At 73.7% G+C, this 16,642-nt stretch carries 10 protein-coding genes; 7 read left to right on the top strand and 3 right to left on the bottom strand.

Features of this window, described 5'->3' with window-relative positions; translation table 11 throughout:
• Window positions 1-8 precede the first annotated feature (8 nt).
• Complete coding sequence (locus AB0K65_RS26115; protein ID WP_365720566.1) at window positions 9-1,427, top strand: FAD-binding oxidoreductase; 1,419 nt, start codon at window positions 9-11, stop codon at window positions 1,425-1,427.
• 179 nt (window positions 1,428-1,606) lie between these two features.
• Here AB0K65_RS26115 and AB0K65_RS26110 read toward each other — a convergent pair whose 3' ends face one another.
• On the bottom strand, window positions 1,607-4,039 hold the full coding sequence (locus tag AB0K65_RS26110) for an MMPL family transporter (RefSeq protein ID WP_365720564.1): 2,433 nt from the start codon (window positions 4,037-4,039) through the stop codon (window positions 1,607-1,609).
• A gap of 404 nt (window positions 4,040-4,443) precedes the next feature.
• Between AB0K65_RS26110 and AB0K65_RS26105 the strand changes: the two genes are divergently transcribed.
• Window positions 4,444-4,914 carry a hypothetical protein gene (locus AB0K65_RS26105; protein ID WP_365720562.1) on the top strand — a complete coding sequence of 157 codons (471 nt, stop codon included), beginning with the start codon at window positions 4,444-4,446 and terminating at the stop codon, window positions 4,912-4,914.
• A 98-nt stretch (window positions 4,915-5,012) separates the two neighbouring features.
• The gene (locus AB0K65_RS26100; RefSeq protein WP_365720560.1) at window positions 5,013-6,830 is read left to right on the top strand and encodes a glycoside hydrolase family 18 protein; all 1,818 of its coding nucleotides are present in this window, start codon (window positions 5,013-5,015) and stop codon (window positions 6,828-6,830) included.
• Window positions 6,831-6,904: 74 nt separating this feature from the next.
• Here AB0K65_RS26100 and AB0K65_RS26095 read toward each other — a convergent pair whose 3' ends face one another.
• Both AB0K65_RS26095 and gabT read right to left on the bottom strand, forming a co-directional pair.
• A complete protein-coding gene (locus AB0K65_RS26095; RefSeq protein ID WP_365720558.1) occupies window positions 6,905-7,672 on the bottom strand; it encodes a phosphatase PAP2 family protein in 768 nt (255 codons plus the stop codon).
• A 97-nt stretch (window positions 7,673-7,769) separates the two neighbouring features.
• Complete coding sequence (gene gabT, locus AB0K65_RS26090) at window positions 7,770-9,104, bottom strand: 4-aminobutyrate--2-oxoglutarate transaminase (protein WP_365720556.1); 1,335 nt, start codon at window positions 9,102-9,104, stop codon at window positions 7,770-7,772.
• Window positions 9,105-9,549: 445 nt separating this feature from the next.
• On the opposite strand from gabT, the gene AB0K65_RS26085 reads away from it, so the two are divergent.
• From AB0K65_RS26085 to AB0K65_RS26070, 4 genes are all read left to right on the top strand, one after another.
• Window positions 9,550-11,733: an ATP/GTP-binding protein gene (locus tag AB0K65_RS26085; protein ID WP_365720675.1), complete on the top strand. Its 2,184-nt coding sequence runs from the start codon at window positions 9,550-9,552 to the stop codon at window positions 11,731-11,733.
• Window positions 11,734-11,982: 249 nt separating this feature from the next.
• A complete protein-coding gene (locus tag AB0K65_RS26080) occupies window positions 11,983-13,545 on the top strand; it encodes a PucR family transcriptional regulator (protein ID WP_365720554.1) in 1,563 nt (520 codons plus the stop codon).
• 180 nt (window positions 13,546-13,725) lie between these two features.
• Window positions 13,726-14,697 (top strand): EamA family transporter, encoded by a 972-nt coding sequence (locus tag AB0K65_RS26075; RefSeq protein WP_365720552.1) that lies wholly within the window; start codon window positions 13,726-13,728, stop codon window positions 14,695-14,697.
• A gap of 439 nt (window positions 14,698-15,136) precedes the next feature.
• A complete protein-coding gene (locus tag AB0K65_RS26070) occupies window positions 15,137-16,582 on the top strand; it encodes an aldehyde dehydrogenase family protein (protein WP_365720550.1) in 1,446 nt (481 codons plus the stop codon).
• Window positions 16,583-16,642 lie beyond the last annotated feature (60 nt).

Raw genomic sequence — 16,642 nt, 5'->3', positions numbered from 1 at the left:
TGGAAACCATGGCCCCCGTCGCCATGCGTCTCGCTGCACAATCTCTCTCCGACGCCCAGCCCGTCCCCTTCTGGCTGGAAGACCCCGGCAAGCCCGGCGCCCTGCCCGCCCTCACCGGCACCGAGAAGTGCGACCTTCTCGTCGTCGGCGGCGGCTACAGCGGACTGTGGACCGCGCTCCTCGCCAAGGAGCGCGACCCCTCCCGGGACGTGGTCCTGATCGAAGGCCGCGAGGTGGGCTGGGCCGCCTCCGGCCGCAACGGCGGCTTCTGCGCCGCCTCCCTCACCCACGGCTTCGGCAACGGGCTCGCCCGCTGGCCGGGCGAGCTGCCGAAGCTGGAGGAGCTCGGCGAACGCAACCTCGACGCCATCGAGGCGGCGGTCGCCCGCTACGCCCTGGACTGCGACTTCGAGCGCACCGGCGAGATCGACGTCGCCACCGAGCCGCACCAGCTCGCCGAGCTGCACGAGGTGTACGAGGAGATCGAGCGGCTCGGCCTCGCCGACGGCCTCGCGCTCCTCGACGGCGACGCGGTCCGCGCGGAGGTCGACTCCCCGACCTTCCTCGGCGGCCTCTGGGACCGGCGCGGGGTCGCCATGCTCAACCCGGCCAAGCTGGCCTGGGGCCTCAAGCGCGCCTGCCGGGACCTGGGCGTACGGATCTACGAGAACACCCCCGGCCTCGACCTGGTCTCCGCCGGCGCCGGCATGGGCGTGCGCACCCCGTACGGCCGGGTTCTCGCCCGCCGGGTCGCGCTCGGCACCAACGTCTTCCCGTCGCTGGTCAAGCGCGTCCGGCACTACACCGTCCCGGTCTACGACTACGCCCTGATGACCGAGCCGCTCTCGGCCGAGCAGCTCGCCGCCGTGGGCTGGAAGAACCGCCAGGGCCTGGGCGACAGCGCCAACCAGTTCCACTACTTCCGGATCACCGCGGACCACCGCATCCTGTGGGGCGGCTACGACGCGATCTACCGCTTCGGAGGCAAGGTCGCCGCCGAGATGGACCACCGTCCGGAGACGTACCTCAAGCTCGCCGAGCACTTCTTCCGCTGCTTCCCGCAGCTGGAAGGGCTCCGCTTCAGCCACGCCTGGGGCGGAGCGATCGACACCTGCTCGCGCTTCTCGGCCTTCTTCGGCACGGCGTACCAGGGCAAGGTCGCGTATGCGGCCGGCTTCACCGGTCTCGGGGTGGGCGCCACCCGCTTCGGCGGCGACGTGATGCTCGACCTGCTGGCGGGGGAGCGCACCGAACGGACGGAGCTGGAGATGGTCCGCTCCAAGCCGCTGCCGTTCCCCCCGGAGCCGATCGCCTGGGCCGGCATCGGCCTCACCAAGTGGTCCCTCGCCCGCGCCGACGAGAACGGCGGCCGGCGCAACCTGTGGCTGAAGGCCATGGACCGCGTCGGCCTGGGCTTCGACAGCTAGGCGTTCGACCGGCAGTCGTCTCCCGAAGACGGTCAGTCGGGCATGACGGTGGGACACGAAGGCCTCCGTGTGGTGGAGATTCGACACCTCCACCACACACGGGGGCCTTCGCCATGTTCAAGACCCAACCGTGTCAACAACGTCCGTGATCAATACACCTAGGGCGCGACCCGGCGGGGTCACGGAGTCGTCCGGGGCCCCGCCGGGCCGTCACCGCCCGCCCGGGTCATCTCGCCCTCGCCCTCGGTGTCGACGTGCGGCAGGATCCGGTCCAGCCAGCGGGGGGTCCACCACGCCCACTTGCCGAGCAGGGTCATCACGGCGGGCACCAGCAGCAGCCGCGCGACCGTCGCGTCGATGAGGACGCTCGCGGCCAGGCCGAGCCCCATCATCTTCACCACGATGCTGTCGTTGAGGACGAAGGCCGCGAAGACGCTCACCATGATGAGCGCCGCGCAGGTGATGACCCGGGCCGTGATCTCCAGGGCGTGCGCCACGCTCGCCTTCGCGTCGCCGGTGCGCAGCCACGCCTCGTGGACCCGGGACAGCAGGAAGATCTCGTAGTCCATGCTCAGGCCGAAGACGATGGCGAACATCATCATCGGCACATAGCTCTCGATGGGCACGTCGCCGGAGACACCGAGCGCCGGGCCGCCCCAGCCCCACTGGAAGACGGCGACGACGACGCCGTACGAGGCGGCGATGGACAGCAGGTTGAGCACCGCCGCCTTGGCGGCGACCAGCGGGCCGCGGAAGACGACCAGGATGACGAGGAACGCCAGGGCGACGACCACCGCGATGATGAGCAGCAGCCGACTGGAGACGATGTCGAGGAAGTCGACCTGGCTGGCGGTGGTGCCGGTGACGTACGTCGCCGCGGTGGTGCCGGCGACCGCCTGCGGGAGGACGTCGTCGGCCAGGTGATTGGTCAGGGTCGTGGTCCGCTCGTCCTGCGGGGCGGCGGCCGAGTAGGCCGTGGCGATCAGGACGTCCCCGTCCGAGGTGGGCGTGAGCGGGGTGATCAGGACGGCGTCGGGCACCCCGGTGAGCGCCTTCTGCGCCTGGCTCGCCAGGGCCGAGCGGTCGGCCGCCGGGACCGACGTCTGGTCGATCACCAGCGTCAGCGGGCCGTTGGAACCGGGCCCGAAGGCCGTGGACATCAGGTCGAACGCACGCCGGTCGGTGAAGGACTTCGGGTCCGCGCCGTCGCCGATGTGCCCGAGCTGGATGGAGAACAGGGGGATGGCGAGCACCACGAGGACGACGACGCCCGAGGTCAGGAACCACCAGGGGCGGCGTTCCACGCGCAGGGCGTACCGGTGCCAGGTGCCGTGGGCCTCGCCGGGTGCCCCGGTCGTCGCTCCCTTCGTCTCGCCGTGCGTCCCCCCGCTCGTCGCGGGGTTCGTCCCTCCGCCCGTCGCGTCGTTCGTCTCGTCGGTCTCGGCGACGGGGGTGCGCAGATGGAGCCGGTCGATGTGGCGCCCGATGAGCCCGAGCATCGCGGGGACGAGCGTGAGGGCTCCGGCGACGGCCGTGACGACGGTGGAGGTCGCGGCGAGCCCGAGCAGGCCGATGAAGCTCAGTCCGGAGACCCACAGGCCGCCGAGGGCGATGACGACCGTGCAGCCGGAGACGAGGACGGCCCGCCCGCTGGTCGCGGTGGCGACCCCGGCCGCGGTGACCGGATCCCGGCCGTTCATCAGCAACTGCCGGTGCCGGGTGATGAGGAAGAGGGCGTAGTCGATGCCGACGCCGATGCCGATCATCGTGGCGAGGGTGGGGGAGACGGTCGCGAAGTTCCACACCGCGGCGAGGAGGCCGAGGAGCGCGAGGCCGCAGACGGCCGCCACCAGGGCGGTGACCAGGGGCAGCACGGCGGCGATCAGGCTGCCGAAGCCGATGATCAGGACGATGATCGCGACGCCGAACCCGATCGCCTCGCTCAGCCTGTCGTCCGCCTCCGGCCGGGCCAGCTCACCCAGCGCACCGCCGTACTCGACCTGGACCCCGGCCGCGCGCAGGGGCTCCACGGCGCTGTCGACCCCGGTCAGGTAGTCGTCGCCGAGGGTGCCGGGCTGGACGTCGAAGCGGACGGTGATGTAGCCGGTCTTCCCGTCGGTGGACAGCGGACCGACGTCGGGCGTGCCCGACGGCGGGGGAGTCGGCTGCGCGCCGGGCGCGGGCAGCGGGCTCGTGGCGTTCAGGACGTGCGGAAGCCTCTTCAGCGCGTCCACGGCGGACGAGACCTGGTCGCCGACGTCGGTGAGCGGTTTCGCGCCGTCGTAGAGCACCACCTGGGCGCTGTAGCCGCCGGCTGCGGGCTCGTGCGCGCGGAGCACGTCGAGCCCCTCCTGCGACTGGGTGCCCGGCAGCGAGTAGTTGTCGGAGTACTCGCCGCCGTAGGCGTGGTTCAGCCCCACCAGGGCGCCCAGGGCGACGACCCAGGTGACGAGCACGATGACGCAGTGGCGGGCCGACCACTCGCCGAGCCGGCGCAGGGCCCCCTTGCCGGAGGCGGACGACCCCGGAGCGGGGGTGGAGGGAGTCCTCCTCCCGCCCGGAGCGGGGCCGGGACCGCCCAGCGGGGGCTCCGACGACTGCGGGAACGGCATGGGTCCTCCCGGTGCGGGGCGGCGCGCCGAGACGCCGAGGGGGACGCGACGGCGCGGGCATCACGGACATCGCGGACGTTCCGCGTGGAACGCCCATCCGAACACGCCGGAGGCGGGCGGTGACGCGGCTCCCGGGGCGCCCAGGTCCCGTCCACCCGATCGGGCGCGTGCCGGGGGCCGGTGGCGGCGAGGCCGTTGCCGTGCGCCCGGACCGGAGGCCGGCCGGTGTCCTGCGCCGGAGTCGTGCGCCGGGTGGGCGCCGGGGGCGTGCACCTCTTGATCGACGTGTGACCCGGATCACCACCCTTCCGGAGGGCGAACCCGCGTAATGATCGTCGCCCGCCCCGCTCTCTGTGTGTGGGCGCGCGTCCGCGGGCCCGCGTAGGGAAGGGAGGCCGTTGGTCATGAGTGGTTCGGGGGCCAGGACCGCAGTGGAGTGGCTGGCGTCGGTGGCGCCGGATCCCGACGCCTGCCGATGGGAGTGGCAGCGCAACCCCCTCGGCGTCGCGCTGCTGCCGGCGGGCCGGCGGTGGGACGTGCTGATCCTGCCCGGCGAGCTGGGCTACCCCACCCTCGACGTGCTGGGGCGGCTGGTGGACCGGCCGGGGCCGGTCCTCGCCGACTTCGGAGACGCCCGGACCGGCTTCTTCGTGCCGCCGGGCACGGCGGCGCGGTGGCTCGGCACGGGGGTGCGGGGCGCCGGCCGCGGTACCTGGATCGTGGTGCCCTACCCGGGCCGGGCGACCGGTGGCGTGCGCTGGCTGGTGCCGCCGGACGGGGCGGGGACGCTCACCGACGCGGCGCTCCTGGAGCTGGCGATGCACGAGGCGGCGGGGCGGCTCGCCAAGGGGGAGAGGGGTGCGGGCGGGAGGTAGCCCCGGGCGCGTGGCCGGGCAGAGGTCTTGACCACTTGATTGGTCTGGACCATGCTGTGGCGCGCTCCACCTCGATTCCCCCACCCCCGGAGGCAGTTGTGGACCGCACCTCCCCACGCACCAGACCGCTCACGCTTCTGCTGGCGGGCGTGCTCGCCGCCGGCGGACTCGTCGCCCTCACCCCCGCGGCCCAGGCCGCCGACACCGACCTCGCGCGCAACGGCGGCTTCGAGTCCGGCCTGGACGGCTGGAGTTGCACGGCGGGCAGCGGCGCCGTCGTCTCCTCGCCCGTGCACGGCGGCACCAAGGCGCTGCGCGCGACGCCGGCCGGCAGCGACAACGCCCGCTGCTCCCAGACCGTCACGGTGAAGCCGAACTCCGACTACACGCTGAGCGGTTGGGTCCGCGGCGGGTACGTCTACCTCGGCGCGTCCGGCACCGGCACGACCGACGTCTCGACCTGGACCCCCTCCGCCACCGACTGGCAGCGTCTGACGACCACTTTCAGGACCGGCGCGTCCACCACCGCGGTGACCGTCTACACCCACGGCTGGTACGGCACCGCCGCCTACCACGCCGACGACCTGAGCCTCGTCGGCCCCGGCGGAGCGCCCGTGGAACTCCCGGCCGCCCCCGCGGGTCTCACGGCGGGCAGCCCCACCTCGTCGAGCGTCCCGCTGACCTGGTCGGCGGTCCCGGGTGCCACGTCCTACCACGTCTACCGCGGCGGCACGCGGATCCTGACCGTCCCCGGCACCACCGCCACGGCGACCGGCCTGACGCCCGCCACCTCGTACAGCTTCCAGGTCTCGGCCGTGAACAGCGCCGGCGAGTCCCCGAAGTCGGCGGCGGTGACGGCGACCACGACCACCGGCGGAGGCGGGAACCCGGGCGGGCAGCTGCCCGCGCACGCCCTCGTCGGCTACCTCCACGCCAGCTTCGCCAACGGCTCCGGCTACACCCGGATGGCCGACGTCCCGGACTCCTGGGACGTCGTCAACCTCGCCTTCGGCGAGCCCACCTCGGTGACCTCGGGCGACATCCGCTTCAGCCTGTGCCCGGCGACGGAATGCCCCGGCGTCGAGACACCGGCGGAGTTCAAGGCGGCGATCAAGGCGAAGCAGGCGGCCGGCAAGAAGGTCCTCATCTCCATCGGCGGCCAGAACGGCCAGGTCCAGCTCTCTACGACCGCCGCCCGGGACACCTTCGTCTCCTCCGTCTCGAAGATCATCGACGAGTACGGACTCGACGGTCTGGACATCGACTTCGAGGGCCACTCGCTGTCCCTCCAGACCGGCGACACCGACTTCCGCAACCCGACCAGCCCGGTGATCGTCAACCTCATCCAGGCGGTCAGGACCCTCAAGGCGAAGTACGGCGCCGGCTTCGTCCTGACGATGGCTCCGGAGACGTTCTTCGTGCAACTCGGCTACCAGTACTACGGCTCCGGCCCCTGGGGCGGACAGGACCCGCGCGCCGGCGCCTACCTCCCGGTCATCCACGCCCTGCGCGACGACCTCACCCTGCTCCACGTGCAGGACTACAACTCGGGCTCGATCATGGGCCTGGACAACCAGTACCACTCCATGGGCGGTGCGGACTTCCACATCGCCATGACCGACATGCTCCTCACCGGCTTCCCGGTCGCCGGCAACACCGACCGCGTCTTCCCCGCCCTCCGCCCCGACCAGGTCGCCATCGGTCTCCCGGCATCGACCCAGGCGGGCAACGGCCACACCACGCCCGCCGAGGTGAACAAGGCCCTGAACTGCCTGACGCGGAAGACCGACTGCGGCTCCTACCAGACCCACGGCACCTGGCCCGCCCTGCGCGGCCTGATGACCTGGTCCATCAACTGGGACCGGTTCAACGCCTGGGAGTTCAGCCGCAACTTCGACGCCTACGCCTGGAGCTGACGGCCGGCCCACCACCTCGTCGAACAGCCGGGCCGGAGCCGACACGGGCTCCGGCCCGGCCGCGCGTGCGCCGGTCACCCAGGGGGGCGGCCGTACCGTTCGGCCACCGCGGGCCAGCGCAGCAGGGGGAGGCACAGGGCGAGCGAGGCGATCACGTCCAGGGGCCAGTGGTAGCCCCGCAGGATCAGGGCGGTTCCCGTCAGCGCCGTCAGGACGGCGGCGACCGGGATCAGTCGGTTCGAGACCAGGAAGGCGGCGCCGAAGTAGGCGACCATCGCCGTCGCGGTGTGGCCCGAGGGGTAGTAGCCGGCGGCCCAGGGTTCCAGCGGGCCCGGGCGGGCCGTCCACTCCTTCAGGGGGACGACCAGGGCCGGGACGAGCGCCATGACGAGGCCCGCGGACAGTGCCTGGGCGCGGTGGCCGCGCCACCACGCGTACGCCATGGCGCAGGCGAGGACCGGCAGGGCGACGGCCAGGTCGCCGAGGGCGGAGCCGAGTTCGGACAGGCCGCGCGGGACGGTGTCCACCAGGGCGCGGGAGAGGCGTTCGTCCAGCCGGGCGGCCGGGCCGTCGACGAGGACCTGCCAGGTGACGAGGGCGAGGGCGACGAGCGCCGAGAAGACAGCCGGCCTCCCCGGAACAGGGGGGGTGGTTCCGGGGAGGCCGCCTTGACCGGGCTGCCGCTCGCCCCGGGGGGTGTGGGGCGGGCGGCCATCCGATCGGTGAGGAGTTCCGGAGCCCGAGGCTCCAGCGGTGTGCGCGAGGGCACGGTCAAGGCGGGGCTGGGGAGGCTCCGCCCTGGTGTCGCCCGCAGTCTCCTGCGAGCGGGGTGTTTCTCTCATCTGCAGAAACCGTACGTCACGGAAGAGGGGGCCGACAGCCGGATCCCCATCCCGCCATCGGCCCCCCACAGCTTCTTCACACCAGGTGTCGAACGCCTCAGATTCCGGCGAACGCGTTCTCGATGATGTCGAGGCCCTCGTTCAGCAGGTCCTCGCCGATCACCAGCGGAGGCAGGAAGCGCAGCACGTTGCCGTAGGTGCCACAGGTCAGGACCAGCAGGCCCTCGGCGTGGCAGGCCTTCGCCAGCGCGCCCGCCGCCTCGGGGTGCGGCTCCTTGGTCGTCCGGTCCTTGACCAGCTCGATGGCGATCATGGCGCCACGGCCGCGGATGTCACCGATGGCGTCGAACTTCTCGGCCATCGCCGACAGGCGGGCCTTCATGATCGACTCGATGTTCTTCGCCTTGGCGTTGAGGTCGAGCTCCTTCATCGTCTCGATGGAGCCGAGCGCACCGGCGCAGGCCACCGGGTTGCCGCCGTAGGTGCCGCCCAGACCGCCGCCGTGGACGGAGTCCATGATCTCGGCGCGGCCCGTGACGGCGGCGAGCGGCAGGCCGCCCGCGATGCCCTTGGCGGTGGTGATCAGGTCCGGGACGATCCCCTCGTCCTCGCACGCGAACCACTGGCCGGTGCGGCAGAAGCCGGACTGGATCTCGTCGGCCACGAAGACGATGCCGTTGTCGTTGGCGAACTTCACGAGCGCCGGCAGGAAGCCCTTGGCCGGCTCGATGAAGCCGCCCTCGCCGAGGACCGGCTCGATGATGATCGCGGCGACGTTCTCGGCGCCGATCTGCTTGCTGATCTGGTCGATCGCCTGGGCGGCGGCCTCGGGGCCGCAGTTCTCGGCGCCGGTGGGCCAGCGGTAGCCGTAGGCGACCGGGACGCGGTAGACCTCGGGAGCGAACGGGCCGAAGCCCTGCTTGTACGGCATGTTCTTCGCCGTCAGCGCCATCGTGAGGTTGGTGCGGCCGTGGTAGCCGTGGTCGAAGACGACGACGGCCTGGCGCTTGGTGTACGAACGGGCGATCTTGACCGCGTTCTCGACGGCCTCGGCGCCCGAGTTGAAGAGCGCGGACTTCTTGGCGTGGTCGCCCGGGGTGAGCTCGGCCAGCGCCTCGCAGACCTCGACGTACCCCTCGTACGGCGTGACCATGAAACAGGTGTGCGTGAAGTCGGCGAGCTGCGCGGCGGCGCGGCGGACCACGGCCTCGGCGGAGGCGCCGACGGAGGTCACGGCGATGCCGGAACCGAAGTCGATCAGGCGGTTGCCGTCGACGTCCTCGATGATGCCGCCGCCGGCCTTAGCCGTGAAGACGGGCAGCACGGAGCCCACGCCGCCGGCCACGGTGTCGAGGCGGCGGGCCTGCAGCTCCTGCGACTTCGGACCGGGAATGGCGGTGACGACGCGCCGCTCCTGCGGGACAGCGTTCATGCGGGGCTCCTGGGATGTTCTGGACGCACTTGTGGTCTCTTCGCAGGCTAGGCGTGGTGGAGGGGGGTGGGCATGCGCCGATAGGGAGTGTTGCGAGGGTCGTCGTTGTCCGTGGCGGACATAGGCACCCGCGCACGACACCGGCGCGAGTCGCTGAACTCACTCCCGTGGGGGCACTAGATTGACCGTGCACAGGCGGGCCTGGCTGGTCAGGGGGCAGCGGTTCATGGATTCCGAAGGCACATTCGACGCACGGGGCACGCGGGCCAATCCCGTGCCACGCCCGGCGACGCCCCCGCGGATGCCGGCCGCCCCGCCGCCGGCCGGGGCCGGGGCCGGGGCGGATGCGGCGCCCGTGTACGGATCCCACGCCCCGCCCCCGGACGGCGCGTCCGCGGCGCGGCCCGCGCACGCGCTCGGCACGCCGCCCGCCGGTTCGCCCGCGATGCCCCGGCACGCTCCGGTCACCCGGCCCGCCGTCGCCGACTGGCTGCGTGTGCCCCGGCCCGCGGCCGCCCCCGGCGTCTGGCGGTTCGGCCACCGCGAGCGGCCCGAGGAGGAGCCGGACCTCGTGCCCGGCCGCCAGCTCCTCACCGGGGCCTTCGTCGCCTACCTCTGCGGCTGGCTGCTCTGGTCGCTGCTGTTCAACGGCTATCTGGAGGGGTGGTGGATCTTCGTCGACGACTGGTGGCTGCTGCCGATGACCCTCCTCGTCCCCGACTCCTGGCAGTCGCAGCACAGCCCCCACATCCAGTGGTTCATCGCCGCGACCTACCTGTGGGACGCCATCGTCCTCGCCCTGCTCGCCGTCGGCTTCGGGCGGATCGGCAACTGGCGCGAGGTCTGGCTGCGCTACGGCGTCCCGCTGTGGCCGCTGTTCGTCCTCGTCCAGGGCGTCTGGAACGACATGCCCCGCGACATCGAGACCTGGCTCACCTGGGCCTCCAACCTCTATTACGTGCTGCTCGCCGCCGCCGTGGCCGCGGCCGTCACCCGCGTCGGCACCTGGCCCGCCGTCCGCCGCCGCCTGGGCACGGCCGACCCGGCCGCCGAGACGCCACCCCCGCCCACCGCCGACCCCGCCGAATGGCCGGAACTCCGCGAGGCCGGACTCACCGAAGCCGCGGGGACCCTCACCGACGCCACGCGCCGGGGCACCCTCGGCGACGTCGACTACGCCCGGATCCACCGGGCCTGGCAGGGCGTACGCACCCGGCCGGAGCGGCTCGCCGCCTTCGACGACGCGGTGCGCACCCGGGGCGCCGCCGCCTGCGCCCACCCCTCGGGGGTGCGCGACCTGCCCGTCCGTACCGCCACGCACGACCTCGCCACCGCGCAGGTCCTCATCGGCACCGCCGCCGACCACCCCCGCAACCCCTACGCCCGCCGCACCACCGGCGTCGCCCTGGAACCGGGCCTGCTCGGCACCTCCCTGCTCGCCGTCGGCCCCGCCGGTTCGGGGAAGACCGTGCGCCTCGTGCGGCCGGTCGTCGAGTCGCTCTGCCTGCAGGCCCTCGCCAACCGGGCGGCCGTCATCGCCGTCACCGCCCACGGCACCGCCGTCGGACCCGACGACTCCTTCGACGTCGTCGTCTCCGTCGGACGCCCGGACTCCACCCACGACCTCGACCTGTACGGCGGCGCCGACGACCCCGACGAGGCCGCCCGGATCCTCGGCGAGGCTCTCGTCGGCGACCTGGCCGCCGACAGCCGCCGGGCCGCCACCGCGCTCGCGCAGCTCCTGGGCCCCTTCCACAGCGCCTACCACCGCTTTCCCGCCGTCCCCGAGCTGCGCGAACTGCTGGCCGGAGCGCCGGCGGCGATCGGCGCGCTGCGCGAGGCCGTCGCGGGCGACCCCGCCCAGCTGCGCGAACTCGACGCCCGCGCCCGCCAGGCCGAACGCGGCGACGACGTCGGCGTCCTGCTCGCCGAGCGGATCGCCTTCCTCGACCGGCCCGCGTTCGCCCGCTTCTTCCGTACGGAGGGCGCGGAGCGGCAATTCTCCCTGCGGACCGTCGAGCACCCGCTCCGGGTCCGCGTCGACCTGCCCGAACGCGGCCACGCCGAAGCCTCCCGGATCGTCTCCCGGCTGCTGCTCGCGCAGTTCGCCGAGGCCGCCCTCGCCCGCCGCGACCGGTCGCTCTTCGCCTGCCTGGTCCTGGACGACGCCTCGTACACCGTCACCGGCGAATCGGTCCGCGCGGTGCAGCGGCTGCGCTCGGCGAACGCCGGGGTCGTCCTCGCCCTGCGCAGTCTGGAGGAGGTCCCCGAGACGCTGCGCGGCGCGCTGCTCGGCGCGGTGGGGTGCCGGATGGCGTTCGCCGGGATCGCCCCCTGGGACGGCGGGCGGTTCGCGGAGACGTGGGGCACCGAATGGGTGCAGACCAGGGACGTCACCAACCGGCAGATCATCTCCGACGAGCCCCTCACCAAGGCCCTGCACTTCATGCGGCGGGTGGTGACCGGCAAGGCGGCGACGGCCGAGGCCGTGACCGTACGCGAGGTGGAGCGGGAACGCTGGTCGGCCTCCGACCTGGCCCACGCGGTCCCGGCCGGGCACGCCGTGCTCTCCCTCGCGCACGTCCGGGGCGAACACACGCCACCGCTCCTGGTGGACCTGCGGAGCTGAGGGGGCGCTCGACCGCGCGGGCCGGGCGGAGGCGGGAGGGGCCGCCGGGCCGCGGCGGTGGGAGAAGGACGGGGCGCGGTGACACGGGCGCGGGCCGGGCCGAGGCGCGCGGGGCCGGGGGGGGCGCGGGTCCGGGCCGGTGTCGTCGGGGCGGTGACGAGCCCACGCGCGAGCCGGTGGGCCCTGGCACAATCGGGGGCGCCGCTCGGCTGAGCGGCGCCCCCTCGCTCAAAGGTCCGACGGTCTCCAATGCCGCCCACCCTCGCCTCCCTCGTCCACCACTCGGCGCTCAAGCTCACCGTCCGGGCCGGTGAGGACCGGCTCGACACCCCGGTGCGCTGGGCCCACGTCAGCGAGCTCGCCGACCCCGTCCCGTACATGGAGGGCGGCGAACTGCTGCTCACCACCGCCCTCACCCTCGACGCCGAGGACTCCGAGGCGATGCACCGCTACGTGCGGCGGCTGCTCGCCGCCGGGGTGGTCGGGCTCGGCTTCGCCATCGGCGTCAACTACGAGGACATCCCCGGGGCGCTCCTCGACGCGGCCCGGGCGGAGGGCCTGCCCCTCCTGGAGGTGCCGCGGCGCACCCCGTTCCTGGCGATCAGCAAGGCGGTGTCGGCGGCGATCGCGGCGGACCAGTACCGGGCCGTCACCGCCGGCTTCGAGGCGCAGCGCGAACTCACCCGGGCGGCGCTCGCCGAAGGCCCGGACGCGGTCGTGGCGCGGCTGGCGGCGCACGTGAACGGATGGGCGGCGCTGTACGACACCTCCGGAACCGTCATCGCCGCGTCCCCCGAGTGGGCGGCCCGCAGGGCCGCCCGGCTGACGTCCGACGTCGAGCGGCTGCGGGACCGGCCGGCGCCGGCGAGCGCGGTGGTCGGGGGCACCGACGACCGGGTCGAGCTGCAGTCCCTGGGCACCGGGCGGCGGGTCCGGGGCGCGCTGGCGGTCGGCACGGCGGCGCCTCTGGGGACGGCCGAACGCTACGCCGTGCACTCCGCCGTCGCCCTGCTGACGCTGACGACGGAGCGGTCGCGCTCCCTGCGGGCGGCGGAGGGGCGGCTCGGTGCGGCGGTGCTGCGGATGATGCTGTCGGGGCAGCCGGACCACGCGCGGGCCGTGGCGGGGGACCTGTACGGCGGGCTGCTCGACGCGCCCTTCCGGCTGCTGATCGCGGAGCCCTCGCCCGGGGAACCGGAGGGCGAGCCGCCGCTTCCGGCGCTCGCCGACGCGCTGGAGTCGGCGGCGGCCCGGGCGGGCGAGACGGTCCTCGCGGTGCCCGAGGGCGAGGACCGCCTGGTGGTCCTCGCGGGGGACGGCGGAGCGGTCGTGACGGTGTGCGAGGCATACGCGGAACGCGAGGCGGAGGAGGCCGGCGTGGTCGTCGGGCTGTCGGCGCCGACGGGCCCGATCGCGGCGGCCGCCGCGTACAAGCAGGCCGAGCAGGCGCTGTCGGTGGCGCGGCGACGGGGCAGGGCGCTGGTCGAGCACGAGGACCTGGCGGCGGGCTCGGTCCTGCCGCTGCTGGCCGACGACGCGGTGCGCGCCTTCGCCGACGGCATGCTCCGCGCCCTCTACGAGCACGACGCCACGGGCCGCGGCGATCTGGTCGCGTCGCTGCGGGCCTGGCTCTCCCGCCACGGCCAGTGGGACGCGGCGGCCGCGGACCTGGGCGTGCACCGCCACACCCTGCGCTACCGCATGCGCCGCGTGGAGGAGATCCTGGGCCGCTCCCTGGACGACCCGGACGTCCGGATGGAGCTGTGGCTGGCGTTGAAGGCGACGGGCGCGGAGGCGTCGGGGGAGCGGTGACGGCGCGGGTGCTCGTACCCGCACCGGTGCGGGCGAGGGTGCCGGTGCGGGTGCCGGTGCTCGTACCCGCACCCGTGCCGCGCTGGGGGCCGCGCTCTCCGGTCCGCCCAACCTCCACTTCCTGCCCGATGGCGGGCAGATTTCTGGCCTTCGCGTCGCGGATTACCTAGTCTCCTGCTCATGACAAGCCCCGCCGTCGATCCGGCCTCCGAGGTCCAGACGTCCGCCTCCGGTACCCCCGGGGCCCCCGCCCCGCGCGCGCCCCGCCGGATCTCCGGCGCCGTGTGGGCCGCGCTCGGCATCGTCTACGTCGTCTGGGGCTCCACGTACCTCGGGATCCGGATCGTCGTCGAGACCATGCCGCCGTTCCTCTCCGCGGGCGCCCGGTTCGTCACCGCCGGACTCCTCCTCGCCGGGCTCATCGCCTGGCGGCAGGGGCCCGCCGCCCTCAAGGTCACGCGCCGGGAACTCGCCTCCGTGGTCGTCGTCGGCCTGCTGCTGATCCTCGGCGGCAACGGCCTCGTCGTGCTCGCCGAGACCTCCATCCCGTCCGGCCTCGCCGCGCTGCTCATCGCCGTCGTGCCCGCCTGGGTCGTCGTCCTGCGGGCCGCGTTCGGCGAGCGGCCCGGCGGCGGCGCCGTCACCGGCGTGCTCCTCGGCCTCGCCGGCCTCGCCGTCCTCACCCTCCCCGGCCTCAGCGGCGACGTGCGGATCGGCGGCGTCCTCCTGGTCGTCCTCGCCACGGTCATGTGGTCCGTGGGGTCGTTCTCCTCCGCCCGGATCCCGATGCCCGCGAACCCGTTCACCGCCAGCGCGTACGAGATGATGGCCGGCGGTCTCGGCGGCCTCGCCCTCGGCCTGGTCCGCGGTGAGCAGCACGGCCTCGATCTCGCCGCCGTCTCCACCCGCTCCTGGACCGCGCTCGCCTACCTGATCGTCTTCGGGTCGCTGATCGCCTTCACGGCGTACGCCTGGCTCCTGCAGTCCGCCCCCCTCTCGCTCGTCGCCACCTACGCGTACGTCAACCCCGTCGTCGCCGTCCTCCTCGGCGCCCTCGTCCTCGACGAGGCCCTGACCTGGCCGATCGCCCTGGGCGGCGCCATCGTCGTCGCGGGCGTCTGCCTCATCGTCACGACCGAGCGACGGTCCTAGGGCGTGTTTCGAAAGGAGCGCCGTCCGCCCGGAGGGCGGGCCGCGCGGCGTCCGGTGCGTGTGATCGCACGGCGGAGGGTCGCCCTCGTACGGGACGTACGTGGACGATCCCGACAACGCGGCGAGCGTGCGTGCCAGGCGTCGCGGGGCAGGCGGGACTTTCGAAACACGCCCCAGGTGTATTGACCCGCGGCGTTGTCGACACGACCCGGGGGCAGCCGGAACGGCGCCCGGGGCGCGACGCCCCGCCCGTGCGACCGCCCCGCCGGAGCGGCCGCGCCGCGCCCGCCCCGCCCCTTCCGCCAAACCGTCGGAAGACCCACCCCCCACTACTCCACCACGGACAAACGACGCCTCGCCCACTCGGCTCTAACGTGGCACGCAGACACGTCAGCGACACCCACTGACGGACCAACCGATACGAAAGGGCCGGGACGCAATGACTGCCACCCACGCCTTCTGGCTCGCCGGCCGCGAGGCCACCGGCGAGGCCACCTTCGACGTCACCTCCCCCTGGGACGGCCGTCTCGTCGGCACGGTGAGCGTTCCCACCGAGGCCCAGGTCGAGGAGGCCGTCGCCGCCGCGCACGCCGTCGTCGACGAGTTCGCCGCCACCCCGGCGCACGTGCGGGCCGCCGCCCTCGACCACGTATCGAAGCGTCTCGTCGAGCGCACCGAGGAGATCGCCCAGCTGATCTCCGCCGAGAACGGCAAGCCCATCAAGTGGGCCCGCGGCGAGGTCGGCCGCGCCGTCTCCGTCTTCCGCTTCGCCGCCGAGGAGGCCCGCCGCTTCAACGGCGGCGAGGCCCAGCGCCTCGACACCGACGCCGGTGGCGTCGGCCGTCTCGCGATCACCCGCCGGATGCCCAAGGGCGTCGTCCTCGGCATCGCGCCGTTCAACTTCCCGCTGAACCTCAGCGCCCACAAGGTCGCCCCCGCCATCGCCGTCGGCGCCCCCATCATCCTCAAGCCGGCCCCGGCCACCCCCCTCTCGTCCCTCGTCCTGGGCGAGCTGCTGGCCGAGACCGACCTCCCGGCCGGCTCCTGGTCCGTCCTGACCGTGCCGAACGACCGGATGCCCGCCCTCGTCCAGGACGAGCGCCTTCCCGTCATCTCCTTCACCGGCTCCGACAAGGTCGGCTACGCCATCCAGGAGTCCGTGCCCCACAAGCACTGCACCCTGGAGCTCGGCGGCAACGCCGCGGCCGTCGTCCTCGGCGACTGGGCCTCCGAGGCCGACCTGGACTGGGCGGCGACCCGTATCGCCACCTTCTCGAACTACCAGGGCGGCCAGTCCTGCATCTCCGTGCAGCGCGTCATCGCCGACGCGGCGGTCTACGACCGGCTCGTCCCGAGGATCGTCGCCGCCGTCGAGGCGCAGGGCACCGGCGACCCGTCGGACGACACCACCGACGTCGGCCCGCTCGTCAGCGAGGACGCGGCCAAGCGTGTCGAGGCCTGGGTCGAGGAGGCCGTGAAGGACGGCGCGACCCTCCTCACCGGCGGCAAGCGCGACGGCGCGACCTACGCCCCGACCGTGCTCGCCGACCTGCCGGCCGGCACCACCCTCGCTTGCGAGGAGGTCTTCGGACCGGTCCTCACCCTCAAGAAGGTCGACGGCGAGGCCGAGGCCTTCGCCGAGGTCAACGACTCGAAGTTCGGCCTCCAGGCCGGCGTCTTCACCCACGACCTCCAGACCGCCTTCCGCGCCCACCGCGCCCTCGAGGTCGGCGGCGTGATCGTCGGCGACGTCCCGTCCTACCGCGCCGACCAGATGCCGTACGGCGGCGTCAAGCAGTCGGGCGTCGGCCGCGAGGGCGTCCGTTACGCCATGGACGACTACACCTACGAGCGGGTCCTGGTCCTCACCGGTCTCGCGCTCTAGGGCGCGTTTCGAGAGTCCCGCCTGCCCCGCGACGCCTGGCACGCACGCTCGCCGCGTGGT

Origin of the sequence: Streptomyces sp. NPDC053755 (genome assembly GCF_040677675.1) — a bacterium.
Classification (GTDB): Bacteria; Actinomycetota; Actinomycetes; order Streptomycetales; family Streptomycetaceae; genus Streptomyces.
The sequence above is the reverse complement of the archived record's forward strand: the minus strand, read 5'-3'. Positions and strand labels throughout refer to the sequence as shown.